At 45.9% G+C, this 15012-nt stretch carries 9 protein-coding genes; 8 read left to right on the forward strand and 1 reads right to left on the reverse strand.

Going from position 1 to position 15012, the window contains the following annotated elements; genetic code table 11:
• Positions 1-63 precede the first annotated feature (63 nt).
• On the reverse strand, positions 64-2181 hold the full coding sequence (locus AC3CH3_RS10475) for an alpha-galactosidase (RefSeq protein WP_488537108.1): 2118 nt from the start codon (positions 2179-2181) through the stop codon (positions 64-66).
• Positions 2182-3027: 846 nt separating this feature from the next.
• On the opposite strand from AC3CH3_RS10475, the gene AC3CH3_RS10480 reads away from it, so the two are divergent.
• The 8 genes from AC3CH3_RS10480 (at position 3028) to rsxD (ending at position 14999) form a co-directional block, all read left to right on the forward strand.
• A complete protein-coding gene (locus tag AC3CH3_RS10480; protein WP_019820912.1) occupies positions 3028-4272 on the forward strand; it encodes a carbohydrate porin in 1245 nt (414 codons plus the stop codon).
• A gap of 107 nt (positions 4273-4379) precedes the next feature.
• On the forward strand, positions 4380-5282 hold the full coding sequence (locus tag AC3CH3_RS10485; protein WP_019820911.1) for a MalM family protein: 903 nt from the start codon (positions 4380-4382) through the stop codon (positions 5280-5282).
• Positions 5283-5432: 150 nt separating this feature from the next.
• Entirely contained in the window at positions 5433-8534 is a 3102-nt protein-coding gene (locus AC3CH3_RS10490; protein ID WP_488537109.1) for a beta-galactosidase, read from the forward strand.
• A 314-nt stretch (positions 8535-8848) separates the two neighbouring features.
• On the forward strand, positions 8849-9853 hold the full coding sequence (locus AC3CH3_RS10495; protein ID WP_488537110.1) for a substrate-binding domain-containing protein: 1005 nt from the start codon (positions 8849-8851) through the stop codon (positions 9851-9853).
• Positions 9854-10122: 269 nt separating this feature from the next.
• Positions 10123-10701, forward strand: a complete 579-nt coding sequence (gene rsxA, locus AC3CH3_RS10500; RefSeq protein WP_004734039.1) for an electron transport complex subunit RsxA — start codon at positions 10123-10125, stop codon at positions 10699-10701.
• A gap of 2 nt (positions 10702-10703) precedes the next feature.
• Positions 10704-11297: an electron transport complex subunit RsxB gene (rsxB, locus tag AC3CH3_RS10505; protein ID WP_017103577.1), complete on the forward strand. Its 594-nt coding sequence runs from the start codon at positions 10704-10706 to the stop codon at positions 11295-11297.
• A gap of 7 nt (positions 11298-11304) precedes the next feature.
• Positions 11305-13953 carry an electron transport complex subunit RsxC gene (gene rsxC / locus AC3CH3_RS10510; protein WP_488537111.1) on the forward strand — a complete coding sequence of 883 codons (2649 nt, stop codon included), beginning with the start codon at positions 11305-11307 and terminating at the stop codon, positions 13951-13953.
• Positions 13953-14999, forward strand: a complete 1047-nt coding sequence (rsxD, locus tag AC3CH3_RS10515; RefSeq protein WP_488537112.1) for an electron transport complex subunit RsxD — start codon at positions 13953-13955, stop codon at positions 14997-14999. Before rsxC ends, rsxD begins: the two co-directional genes overlap by 1 nt.
• The last annotated feature ends 13 nt before the right edge of the window (positions 15000-15012 follow it).

Raw genomic sequence — 15012 nt, forward strand, 5'->3', positions numbered from 1 at the left:
GGCAATAAAAAACCGCGTAATTTCACCTACGCGGTTCGTCAAATATAAGGTCTATGCTAAAACTTACTCGATACGTTCAAATTTAATCAGCATCGCTGTTTCTGCGTCAAGTATTGGCATCGTCAGCCCCACCTCGGCACACCAAGCACCTGATAATTCACAGCCAGACTCTGTCCATGGCGGTTGATAATTTACAATATCATCGTAATTTGACGGTTTATCAATCACGGAGACCTTGTATAGGCTTTGTGGATCTAGCCCAGGTATGCGCAAATGACCACTCAACGAATTGGTTGGCATCGCCAGCTGTGCAATCATCACCACCGCTTCTGACACATCTTCGGAAACGACCGCATGGATCTTATGGGCACTATCATCCGTTGGAACTCGCCAAGTTCTCCCGCTATGCAGTAACGGCCGCAGCATCTTATGTAGCTTAATGTAGTGTTCAAAGCCCTGTTTCTCTTCTTGAACTTCTTTCACAGGGTCTAGTTCAATCCCCATATGACCAAACAGTGCTGTTAGGCCACGAAACTCAATACTATGACGACGACGAGTGCTGTGGCAGTGGCTCGCACCAATATGACTTCCCATTACCTCAGGAGGGAAGAAGTAACTCATCCCGCGCTGAATCGTTTGTCTTTCTAAGGCATCGTTATTATCTGAAGCCCAAAAACGTTGCGTACGCTTAAGAACCTCAAAATCGATACGACCACCACCAGCCGCACACGATTCAATATCAACCATAGGGTGTTTCTCTCGGACTTTGTCGACCAACTCATAATAACGAGCGGTTTGTTGATGGGCCGCAGCCCTGCCTAGATGCGCAGGTTGTACAACTTCTCGGTTCATATCCCACTTAATGTAAGCAATGTTGTACTTACTTAAGAAGTGGTCAAGACGCTCAAACAAAAAGTCGAATGCTTGTTGATTCTGAAGATCGATAACATATTGATTGCGACCCGTTGGTTGGTCATAGCCGTCAACCGCAAGCAACCAGTCTGGATGGGCTCGGTATAAGTCAGAATCCTTATTGATCATCTCAGGTTCGAACCACAATCCAAACTCCATACCCAACTGATTAACGTGCTCAACTATCGGATCTAAACCATTTGGGTATTTTTCTTCATCTAAGAACCAATCCCCTAGCGCAGCCTTGTCTCCGCAGCGCCCTTTGAACCAGCCATCGTCAATGATAAAACGCTCTACTCCCATATTCGCGGCTTGGCTAGCCATCGACATAATGTAATCAGGATCATGATCAAAATAGATGCCTTCCCATGTATTAAGATGGATAGGTCGAGGCTTTTGTGCGAAAGACTCCGGCAAGATCGAACCACGCACATGGGAGTGGAACTGATGGCTCATTCCATTTAAGCCTTCCGAACTGAAACTGGCATACAACCAAGGTGTCGTTAAGCTTTCACCTTCATCCAATGCAATCTCGCCCGGTAGATAAATAACTTCCGCTTGCACGTAGCGACGACCGTCTGCTTTTACATCAGCGCGCAATCTGTGGTTACCACTCCAAGCGAAGTGAACGCCCCACACATCACCTGCCATTTCATTGAAGTTAGCGGTACCGACAACCATCGCTGGATAATGTTCATGAGACGTTCGTCCGCGACGATTTTCTTGTTGATAGCCCCCTTGTTGTAAGGGCTGGCGCACCGTTTGGAACTCATGTACCCAGCGGCCGTAGTACGTCATCAACTCATTAGCTCTTGCTGGTAATGGCAAAGTATTAGCGAGACGGTTCACCTGATAAAGGCCGGCTTTAACGTTGGTTAAGGTGTGACGAGATTTCACAACGTCATGTTTATCGAGGCATAACTCAGTTGTTAAACGTAAGCCTGCACGCGCATCTTCACTCTCAATGATTAGGCTAGATGGTGTTTGTTGAATATCCGTAATACAGAAAACAGGCGCCCAGTCCAATCCGTCTCGGTGCCCTTCTAATGCCGGACTGCTGAAAACACCGCGTCCGAGCTCTGGGCTCAGCGACATAGCGACATCATTATCAAGGCGACCGTAAGGAACTGGCCTTTGAAGAGAAACACGAAAGTTCGTTAGATCGCCACGAACTGGTACTCCCCAATGCAGAATTTCGGCGAAATCACCAAGTTCAACGATCAGTTGCGAGTCTTTACCCGTAATTTCTATTAGGGATTTATTCGTCATTTTATTTAACCTTAACGCGTTTAATTACCCCGTATCATAATTATTGAGCTGAGAGTTTCTGTGATCAAACCCAAAATCATGAAAACGTTTCCATTAAATATTTTGAGATTAATAGATTAAAATAATGCCCCCTAATTCAAAGATTTATGCTAACCACCATCTCAACGCATATACTCCTGATCCCAATGAATAGGGATATTCCACATCAAATAAAGCGCTATAACGTTAAAATAAAAGGAGTTTAACAACAATTAAATCCCTAAAATTCATTACTTTATGGTAGCTCTGTAATTAGAAAATTGGCTCACACACATTTCCTCTTGAACTCACCACACCACACTCGTATTCTTAACCTTTAGAGTACAACTACGAAGTGTCTCCCTGGGTCCTAACTTTTACATTCCAGCTTGACGGTATAGAACGCAGTGCCTGTAGCCTGGCTTCGGCATTGAATTTGATACTTGCTTCCTTGTCTCACACGCCCAGTTATCATTGACTGGGCTGCTTTTCCCCTCACCCCCCCCTAATCCCTTGCTATCTCTAGCCTTACATCACGATTACCTATGTTCGAACACAACGAGCAACTTCAGTTCTAACGCACAACCAACCCCTTCAACACCTCTGAAATAGAAAACGGTTCCATTAAAAACCCACAGGAACCTCTATAAAACCGCCACTACAAGCTCAATAATCAGATCAAAATCACACAAAATAATCACAAACCCATCAATAGCGTAAAAATGCCAACCTCATCATGAAAACGTTTCCATTGTTTATTTACACTCTCGCTCGAGTTAGGACTCAAACATAAAAATATCCATAAATAAAAAATAATGGAGACACTTCATGAAACAAAAAATGCTAGTTAAAGCATTAGGATTCACTCTGGCCCTCACCCCATTAATCAGCTTCGCTGCAGTGGAAAACGTAACGTATTTTGGTTATGCGAAATGGGGCAACATCTACACCGACAATGACCAACATAACGATGGCAAAGGAGAACGAAACGACGTTATTCGAGCAGGCCAAGGTTACGGTAACTACCGTTTAGGTAATGAACTGAACTGGTGGGAAGCGGGTGTGAAAGCCGATGTATGGCGTGACAATGACGCTTATTTTGATACCACGATTTATCTAGGTAGTGGTGATAGCTGGGGAGACGTAAGTACGATTCAGCTTTGGTCAGCAGGCCATGGCCTTATCGAAGGACAACCTAACGCGAAAGTATGGGCCGGAGAACGTTTTTATCGTCGCCATGAAGTCCACATGATTGATGTTAAGTACTGGGATACATCCAGTACGGGTTTAGGTATTGAAGATTGGGATCTAGGGTTTGCGGATGCACATTTGGCCTGGATGGCGCCAAATTCTTCAAGTGACGATGGGCGTAGTCTTCACAATATTGATGCTCGCTTAAGCGGGATTGAATTGAGTGACACAGCGGATCTTACTCTTGGTTTGAACTACGTGACCACGCAAAACTCGAGCTACGACGATAAAGACATTACTACTTCTGGCGCAATGCTCTCTGCTCTTTACCGTCAAGCTTGGAACTACGGTTCAAACACCTTGGCCTTCCAATACGGTACTGATGCCTTAGCTGGCGGATTAATGAGTGCTGAAGGTGGTTCAAACAAAAAGTACAGCACTGGCGTCGAACATGATGGCTACAGCTGGCGTCTATTTAATCACGGTGACTTAAATATCAGTGAAGATGTTCAAGTCATGTACTCCATCGCTTATCAAGATAACAACCTAGATAACAACGATGGTGAGAAATGGTTCAGTGTGGGTGCTCGTCCTCAATATGCTTGGACAGATTATATTTCGACAGCACTTGAAGTCGGTTACGAAACGGTAGAAGCACAAAACGGCTCAGGCATCAATGATATGTACAAAGTGACTGTCGCTCAAATGTTCCAAGCTGGCAAAGGCGTATGGGCTCGCCCATCTATCCGTATCTTCGCGACTTACTCTGAATCCAACAACGAATGGGATCGTGGTAACGAGACTTATGGAACGGCAACAAGCATCAACGCCGAGACTGTTGACGAGATTACCTTTGGTTTCAACGTAGAAACTTGGTGGTAAACCACCACAGCCGAGCGTCTGTTCAATCAACGAATTGACGCTCAACACTGGAATAGCAATTTAACGGGGAAAGCCGATGTTTTCCCCTTTACTAAGGTAGCAATCAGATGAAATTAAAATCATTGGTAATCATTGTCGCGGCACTCACCGTTAGCGCATGCAGCGGAATACCTGAAAAGGAACTTAAGACTGATTTCAATGACAGCGCATGCTGTTCTCAGCTAAGTGCGCTGCCCATGACGCAATTGTCTGTTCCTTTCCACCAACAAGTGATTATGGACGGTCATTTACCGACCCTTTCCTCTTCATTGTTAAATGACAATACACAAGCGGATAGCCAACGCTTTCCGACCATCGCGTACCAAATCAGTGACACGACAGAATCGCTGTCCTTACTCATTCGTTCATACATTAAAAATGATGCGTTATTCGCACCGTCTATCTATGTCTTTGACAAACAATGGCGACTGCTTGGTCAATACAGTACTAACGACTTCACTTACTACCCGACAGCGATGCAAGGGTTAGAAAGAATTGAAGCATCAATTGCACTCGAACCTCAACGAGACAACGCGCAATTTATGGTGGTCAGCGCCGATAGCACTAAGTTAGATAGCGCCATCAATCGAATTCATCCTGAAGATCTGTATTCAGAATCTCAGCAGATTATTGGCAATAAGCAACTGCCGCTGACTGCGACGTTGAGCAGCGTAGGTGTCATTGATGTTACGGCAAGCAAATCAACAAACAGTGCGGTTTTGACACTATTGGCTGAGCTTGGCGTTTCATCCAACAATGAGCCCGAAACCATAGGTTCAACGCAAGTTTCTCAACCATCAACTCAGACAGTTGAAACCAATCAAAAGGCGCAATGGCTGAATATCCAAAAGGACATTGACCAAGCCCTAAACAACAATGACATCAAACAAGCCGCATTTATTGCTAATCAAGCGGCCGAACAGGGTATGCCCGAAGCAAAAGATTATTTATTAAAACAGCTCGCTGAATAGCTCAATAGCTCAATAGCTCAATAGGCCAACAGAGCAATACGCAGAACAATACGCAAAACCAACGATTTGATAACGGTCATCACAGCTTAAAAAAACCGATGACTTAATAGAATTATTACCAATATTGAACACTTTAAGAGTAGGAATACCATGAAGGCATTTTCAAACATCATCCAAAGACGCGATTGGGAAAACCCACAGTCTGTGAATATCCACTGCCTTAATGCGCACAGCCCATTATCAAGCTACCGCAACCTTAAGCACGCTCGAGACGGCATCGAGTCACAACGCAAATCTCTTAATGGACAATGGAAGTTCAAATACTTTGATGCACCTGAACAAGTTGACGGTGAATTTATCGAAACAAGTTTCAATGACTCACAATGGGACGAGATTACCGTACCATCAAACTGGCAAATGCAAGGCTACGATAAACCTATCTACGCCAACGTAAAATACCCATTTGAAGTGAACCCACCGTTTGTACCGGCAGAAAACCCAACAGGTTGTTACCGCACTCAAATTACGTTGACTAAAAATGACCTAAAGAACACCCAACGTATTATCTTTGATGGCGTCAATTCCGCTTTTCATCTTTGGTGTAATGGCAATTGGGTTGGGTACAGCCAAGATAGCCGCTTACCTGCCGAGTTCGACTTAACTCAGTATCTAACTGTTGGCGACAATACACTGTCTGTCATGGTGATACGTTGGTGTGATGGTAGCTATTTAGAAGACCAAGACATGTGGTGGCTAAGCGGTATTTTCCGTGATGTGACCTTACTTGCCAAACCAAAGCAGTGCATTGAAGATGTGTTCGTTACGCCTAATTTAGACGCATGCTATCGCGATGGTTCACTGTCTATTGTCACCAAAATTACGGCACCAGACACTTACCAAGTTCAGGTTCAACTGTTTGACGGTGAAAACGCAGTAACTGAGCCGCTTATCGATCGCCCTCATAATCGACGAATTGACGAGCGTGGCACCTACGACGATGTGGTATTCCAAACTCTTCATGTTCGAGATCCGAAGAAATGGAGCGCAGAAGTTCCTAACCTTTACCGAATTGTCGTGTCATTGCTTGATAGGCAAGGTAACCACATAGAAAGTGAAGCTTATCAAGTTGGATTCCGTAAAGTCGAAATGACAGACGGTCAGCTAAAGCTAAACGGCAAACCGCTATTGATTCGCGGCGTCAACCGTCATGAGCATCACCCAGAGTTGGGGCATGTGATGACAGAAGAAGACATGATCCGCGATATCTGTCTAATGAAGCAGTACAACTTCAATGCTGTGCGCACCGCTCACTACCCTAACCACCCACGATGGTACGAGCTGTGTGACGAATACGGTTTATACGTGTGTGATGAAGCGAACATCGAGACCCATGGCATGCAGCCTATGAACCGCTTGTCTGCGGATCCGCAATGGGCACACGCTTATATGAGTCGCTATACGCAAATGGTCATGCGTGATAAGAACCACCCTTCTATCATCATCTGGTCTTTGGGCAACGAGTCAGGGCACGGCAGCAGCCACAATGCGATGTATGCTTGGTCGAAACAGTACGACCCTTCTCGCCCGGTACAGTATGAAGGCGGTGGTTCAAATACCACAGCGACCGATATCATTGCGCCAATGTACGCACGCGTTAACAGCACTATCGAAGACGATGCCGTTCCAAAATGGTCTATCAAGAAATGGGTTTCTCTGCCTAACGAGCAACGCCCGCTTATTCTTTGTGAATACGCACACGCAATGGGTAACAGTTTAGGTAGCTTTAATGATTACTGGAATGCATTCCGAGAATACCCTCGCCTACAAGGCGGTTTCATTTGGGATTGGGTTGACCAAGGATTAAGTCAGTGGGATGAAAACGGTGAACACTTCTGGGCCTACGGTGGAGACTTTGGCGACATCATCAACGACCGTCAGTTCTGTATCAACGGTTTGATATTCCCAGATCGCAGCGTACACCCGACCTTGGAAGAGGCGAAATACTGCCAGAGAATGATCACTGTGACGTTAGCAGAGCAAACTGAAGATCAATGCCGCCTAACGGTAACCAATGAGAACCTGTTCCGAGCGACTGACAATGAAATCTTACGCTGGCAATTGCTCGAAAATGGCATCGTGATTCAATCGGGGCAACAAGTATTATCCGTTGCTGAAGATAGTAAACAAGAGCTGGTCATTGACCTTGCTTTCACGCCAAAAGCACAAGTCGAATATCATCTCAATACCGATATTACCCTGACTCATTCAACCAAGTGGGCAGAAGAAGGCCATGTGTGTGCAATGGAGCAGTTTGCTTTACGTAACCATGCTGGCTTGCAATTCCCTAGCACGGCAAATGCTTTGGCTCCTCAGTTACATCAGCAAGACAATAAAGTCATCGTGTCTAGCCTAGATGAAACACATCAATGGCAATGGGATACAGAGAGTGGATTGTTGACCCACTGGATCGTTGATGGACAACCGCAAGTTATCAAGGCACCTGTCGATAACTTCTATCGCGCACCACTTGATAACGATATTGGTATCAGTGAGATAGACAACATCGATCCAAATGCATGGGCTTGTCGCTGGGAACTTGCAGGCATTGGTCAATGGGAACACCAGTGTACAAGTTGTGCCGTGCAAGCACTCGTAGACTCAGTACAAGTGACGTCAGTATTCGCCTACCAATTTAATGGCCAAATCCAAGCGATTACAAAATGGCAATACACCTTAAATAACCTAGGCGAAATGATTATCGCGGTTGATGTCAACTTAGCCGATCACTTACCACCGATGCCGCGCATTGGCCTTGAAATGGAGCTGCCTTTACCCATCGAAACAGCCAATGAAACTCCAGTTTCGTGGCAGGGATTAGGTCCTTTTGAAAACTATCCAGACCGTTTGGCTGCTGCTCGATTCGGTTTACACAAACAAACACTGAATCAGATGCACACGCCGTATATATTCCCAACCGATAGCGGGTTACGTTGCGGAACCAAAAACTTGAATGTGGGAAATATCGGGATCGAAGGCGATTTTTCATTCAGTGTGAGTCAGTACAGCCAGCAACAATTAACGGATGCTAAGCATACCAATGACCTGATTCGTGAAGAGAAAATCTATGTACGCGTTGATCACCAACATATGGGCGTTGGTGGTGATGATTCTTGGAGTCCAAGTGTTCACCAAGAGTTTCAACTCACCGACAATCAATATCGTTATCAGGTTACGCTAACAAGCGCATCGTAAGTAGATTCGGACCAAATGGTTTACTCTAAAGCCACTTGGTTCCCTATTACTTTGGGTTACCTGTGATTACCTTACTTCACGCGACAACAGCTCACACGACAGCAGTTCAAACGACAACAGTCCACACGCCAATGTGACTCAAAAGCCAAGCTCAAATCTAGAGCTTGGCTTTTTATTTTCAAACTAATCAGCCAACTAAAAATAAACCATCAAACCTCGTCATATTTGATGTTTAGTATTTGAATTGGCTAACTATCCGTTGTTAAATGTCCAACCACCAGCACACAGCATTATATTCAGAATAAGAGAGCGGAATGGCTACCATTAAAGATGTTGCGAAGGAAGCAGGCGTATCAATCGCGACCACCTCTCGAGTAATCAACAATGCACCTCACACCAGTGAAACCGCAATTGCGGCGGTAAAAGCCGCTATGGAAAAACTCGGCTATCGCCCAAATGCCAACGCTCGTGCATTGGTCAGCAAATCTTCAAACGCGATTGGTGTACTGGTTAATGATGTTTCTGCCCCGTTCTTCGGTTCGATGATCAAAGCCATTGATACCGTGGCAAGTGAGCAAGAAAAGCAGTTACTGATTGGCAGTGGCTACCATGACGCCACCAAAGAGCGTAATGCGATTAACCTGCTGATCAACAGCCGCTGCGAATCACTCGTCGTTCATAGCAAAGGCATTAGCGACGAAGAATTGGTTAAGCTAGCGAATGAAGTACCCGGCTTGGTTCTCATCAACCGAATTGTTCCCGATATCGAACACCGTTGTATTGCTCTCGACAACCGCCGCGGCTCCTACATCGCGACCGAGTATTTGATTAAAAACGGCCACAAACACATTGGTTACATCTGCTCGAGTCACGATATTGAAGATGCTCACGACCGCTTAGGTGGCTATTTGGATGCATTAAAAGATCACGGTATTGAATCGAACGATGAGCACATCGAATATGGTGAACCTGACGAACTAGGCGGTGAGCAAGCCATGGTTAACTTAATGGCAAAAAACACAGATATCACTGCCATTGCCACGTACAACGACTACATGGCCGCAGGCTGTTTGGCGTTATTACAAGAAAATGGCGTTCGTATTCCAGAAGATATGTCAGTTATTGGTTTTGATGACGGCCACATTGCTCGCTTTATTTACCCTAGATTGACCACCATTCGCTACCCAATTCAAGTCATGGCTAATCAAGCGGTTAAGCTCTCTCTGCAACTCGCAAGTGACGAGCCAAAAGAGCACCCGGAACATAAGCTATTTATGCCAATTTTGGTGCGCAGAGCCTCTGTTCGAAACATTAATTGAGAAAGCTCAGGGTAATAAAAACTAAGTCATTTCGTTCCTCGACACTTTTTACAACAAAGAAAATAGGATTGATTTGATGAGTTATCATTCGGTTAATCTTATTTTTCATTCCCATCAAATACCCACCTATACTTAACCGGATCTATCTTAATCAAACGTTTACTCGTTGATTTTTTCACCAAGTGTCTAAATCCCTAGTGATCCTTGGTTGTTATTAGGTGAGCAAAGCAGGATAATATCGGGATCGGAATCTCAAGAATTAATCCATTATGACCGAATACCTTTTGTTGTTGGTTGGCACAGTGCTGGTTAATAACTTTGTGCTAGTGAAGTTTTTAGGGCTATGTCCTTTCATGGGAGTCTCCAAGAAACTGGAGACTGCGATTGGCATGGGCCTCGCGACGACTTTCGTTCTGACGTTAGCGTCGGTATCTGCATACCTAGTAGAAACCTACATCCTTACTCCTCTGGGTATTGAATACCTGCGTACCATGAGCTTCATCTTGGTTATCGCAGTAGTTGTTCAATTTACGGAAATGGTCGTTCACAAAACCAGCCCGACTCTTTATCGCCTATTGGGTATCTTCCTACCTCTTATCACCACCAACTGCGCGGTATTAGGTGTGGCACTTTTGAACATCAATGAAAACCACAACTTCATTCAGTCGATCATCTATGGTTTCGGCGCTGCGGTGGGTTTCTCTCTTGTTCTGATCTTATTTGCTGCGATGCGTGAGCGTATTGCAGTTGCTGATGTGCCAATGCCATTCAAAGGCGCATCAATTGCGATGATCACAGCAGGCCTAATGTCTCTGGCATTTATGGGCTTTACTGGGTTGGTGAAATAAGCATGAGTACCATTCTAATTGCGATCATTGCTCTAGCCGTTTTAGCCGCTATTTTTGGCGCTATTTTGGGCTTTGCTTCTATCCGATTTAAAGTAGAAGCTGATCCTATCGTTGATCAAATCGATACCATTTTACCGCAAACTCAATGTGGCCAATGTGGCTACCCTGGTTGTCGCCCATACGCAGAGGCGATCGCTAACGGAGACAAGATCAACAAGTGTCCTCCCGGTGGCCAAGCAACCATTGAGAAGCTAGCAGACTTGATGGGCGTAGAAGTTGAAGACTCCGCTCATGACTTAGATAACAAAGTAAAAACCGTTGCCTTCATTCATGAAGATATGTGTATTGGCTGTACCAAGTGTATTCAAGCCTGCCCTGTCGACGCCATTGTTGGTGGCACCAAGGCACTTCACACAGTAATCAAAGATGAATGCACAGGTTGTGATCTATGTGTCGCACCGTGCCCTACTGACTGTATCGAAATGATTCCAGTGGCAACAACGACTGAAAATTGGAAATGGCAGATGAACATCATTCCTGTTACTGATATCACTAACCAAGCAACTGATGCGACCGCGTCAGAGCCTAAAGCATAGGGTTAGTATGATCTCTTTAATTGAACAAATTCGTACGGGCTCTATTTGGAACTTCCCAGGCGGTGTGCACCCTGCTGAAAACAAGAAACAGTCGAATACTACTGATATCGTTCATGCAAGGCTTCCAGAAGAAATCGTTCTTCCTGTGAAACAGCACATCGGTAAGCCGGGTAACCTATTGGTTACTGCTGGCGACACTGTGCTAAAAGGTCAGCAACTTACTGCCTTAGATACAGGTTTTACGTTACCTGTACACGCACCAACATCGGGTGTGATTACCGCTATCGAACCACGAACCACCGCTCATCCTTCAGGCTTGAGCGAAATGTGCGTGGTTATTAAACCTGATGGCTTAGACACTTGGATTGAAAAAAATCCAGTTGAAGATTTTTCTACAAAGACATCCGATGAACTGCTTGATGTGATTCGCCAAGCTGGTATTTCAGGCATGGGAGGCGCAGGCTTCCCTGCGGCTAAGAAGCTTCAATCAGGTCTAGGTCGCACTGATATTTTGATCATCAACGCTGCGGAATGTGAACCTTACATCACCTCAGATGACAAGTTGCTGCAAGAGCATGCCGAAGAAGTATTGAAAGGCATCGAAGTGGTTGAACACATCCTTCAACCAAAGCTGACGGTTATCGGCATTGAAGACAACAAACCAGATGCGATAAAAGCACTGGAGATTGCTGCGAAAGACAAAGATATCGTCATTCGCGTTATCCCAACCAAATACCCTTCTGGTGGTGAGAAGCAACTTATCAAGATCCTCACCAACAAAGAGGTTCCAGCTGGCGGCATCCCTGCAGACATTGGTGTTTTGGTTCAGAACGTCGGCTCTCTTTACTCGATTAAGCGAGCGGTAATTGACGGCGAACCTGTGGTTAACCGCGTTGTGACATTAACCGGTAAAACCTTTAAGCAACCTCGTAACGTTTGGGCGCTATTAGGTACACCAGTACACGAGTTACTAGAGGAATTTGGCTACAAAGCGGATAAAAAACTGCCACGTTTGATTTTGGGCGGCCCGATGATGGGCTTTACCTTGCCGCATGCCAATGTGCCAATCACTAAAACGTCGAACTGTATTTTAGCGCCAACGCGTCGTGAGATTTCACCAAGCACTTACGAGATGGAATGTATTCGATGCAGTGCATGTGCTGAAGCTTGCCCCGCATCACTTCTTCCTCAACAACTGCAATGGCATGCAAAAGCCAACGAGTTAGATAAGTGCGAAGAGCTAAATATTAAAGACTGTATTGAATGTGGTGCTTGTGCGTTTGTCTGCCCAAGTGAAATTCCTCTTGTTCAGTACTATCGCCAAGCGAAAGCCGAAATCAAAACAAGAAAAGACGAAGCGACAGCCGCAGAGCGCGCCAAGATTCGTTTCGAAGAGAAAAACGCTCGTATGGAGCGTGACAAAGCAGAACGTGAAAACCGCTTCAAGAAAGCAGCTGACAACCGTCGTAAAGATATGAAATCTGCGGATGGTGATGATGCGATTGCAGCTGCGATTGCTCGCGTTAAAGCGCAAAAAGCCGCGGCAGACCAAGCTCCTAATGCGGAACCAGCGGTGAAACCTGCGGTTGCGGCTGCGATTGCCAAGGCAAAAGCAAAACAAGCTGCGGCTCAGAAAGCGGATAGCGCTGAACCAGACAATTCTGAAATGTCGAAACTGCGTGAAGAACGTAAACGACAAGCTCGAGAGCGCAAGGCACAACAAGCAGCAACCGAGACTCCAGCAGAAAGCTCAGGTGATGGCAAGAAAAATGCTGTCGCTGCGGCTATTGCTCGCGCTAAAGCGAAGAAAGCTCAACAAGCGGAGTCAGCTTCTGACGCTCCGGCTGAAAGTACTGGCGATGCCAAGAAAGATGCTGTCGCTGCTGCTATAGCTCGCGCTAAAGCGAAGAAAGCCCAGCAAGTGGAATCGGCTTCTGAAGCTCCGATTGAAAAATCAAGCGACGCTAAGAAAGACGCTGTCGCTGCAGCCATTGCCCGTGCTAAAGCGAAAAAAGCACAGCAAGCAGAGTCAGCTTCTGATGCACCAACTGAAAGTACTGGTGATGCCAAGAAAGATGCTGTTGCTGCGGCCATTGCTCGTGCTAAAGCGAAGAAAGCTCAACAAGCTGAATCGGCTTCTGACGCTCCGGCTGAAAGTACTGGCGATGCCAAGAAAGATGCTGTCGCTGCAGCAATCGCTCGCGCAAAAGCCAAGAAGGCTCAACAAGCAGAATCTGTGATTGATAGTCCAGCTGAAAGTACTGGCGATGCTAAGAAAGATGCTGTTGCTGCCGCTATTGCTCGAGCTAAAGCGAAGAAAGCACAGCAAGCCAAACAAGATGAAATAGCTGATATTCCTGAGCCAGTGCTAAAAGTGGAAGACGAAACTCAACCTGAGACAGTCGACCCTAAGAAAGCGGCTGTAGCTGCCGCTATTGCGCGCGCTAAGGCAAAAAAAGCTCAACAAGCTAAACAGGTTGAAGCACAAGAAATCGCTCCTGAGCCTGTAGTCGAAAAAGAGGCTGAAGTGGTAGCTGAGACTAAATCACAGCCAGTCGATCCTAAAAAAGCAGCTGTTGCTGCCGCTATTGCTCGTGCTAAAGCAAGAAAAGCACAGCAACAGCTAGATAAAAAGAACAATGAGGAGAAAGAGTAGTGGCCTTCTTTATCGCCAGCTCACCGCACGCACACAGTCGTAGAAGCACCCCAGACCTCATGAAATGGGTCGCTATTTGTGCATTGCCAGGTCTACTAGCTCAAACCTACTTCTTCGGATGGGGGACGCTCATCCAGTTAGTATTTGCTATCGCACTTGCGGTTACCTTTGAAGCGGCAATCATGCTACTAAGAAAGCGCCCGCCAGTGATGGCGCTACGTGATTACAGTGCTGTTGTCACCGCTTGGCTACTCAGTGTCGCGATTCCTCCACATTCTCCGTGGTGGATTCTAGTGATAGGTATGTTCTTCGCAATTGTCATCGCGAAACACCTATACGGAGGCCTTGGGCAAAACCCATTTAACCCAGCGATGGTCGCTTACGTTGTTTTGCTGATCTCATTTCCAGTTCAAATGACCAGTTGGAATGCACCTGCAAGCTTAACGGCTGAAGCAACGAACTTTGTTGACTCATTCTTGATGATCTTTACCGGTTTCAATAATGAAGGATTATCTCTACAGCAAGCTCGTTTAGGTATTGATGGCACCACAATGGCGACGCCACTCGATGCCTTCAAAACCGCACTAACGGCAGGTAACACCGCTTCTGAAGCTCTGTCTCAACCTCAATTTAGCTGGTTAGCTGGCGTGGGTTGGGAATGGGTAAACCTTGCTTACCTTATTGGTGGCTTGGTGCTTATCAAACAACGCGTGATTCAATGGCATATCCCAGTCGCGTTTCTGGGTAGCTTGACCCTATTTAGCCTAGTGTTCTTGATGTTCACCCCTGGCGAAACCGCATCACCGACCATTCATCTATTGTCTGGTGCGACTATGCTCGGCGCATTTTTCATTGCGACCGACCCAGTTTCAGCATCAACGACAGTGAAAGGTCGCTTAGTGTTTGGCGCTCTGATCGGCGGTTTGGTATTTATCATCCGCAGTTGGGGTGGTTTCCCTGATGGCGTGGCGTTTGCTGTATTGTTAGCCAACATGTGTGTTCCACTGATTGACTACTACACCAAACCTCGTACATACGGCCACTAAGGAAGCAGATACT

It is taken from the genome of Vibrio sp. QJM3NY_35 (assembly GCF_057785915.1).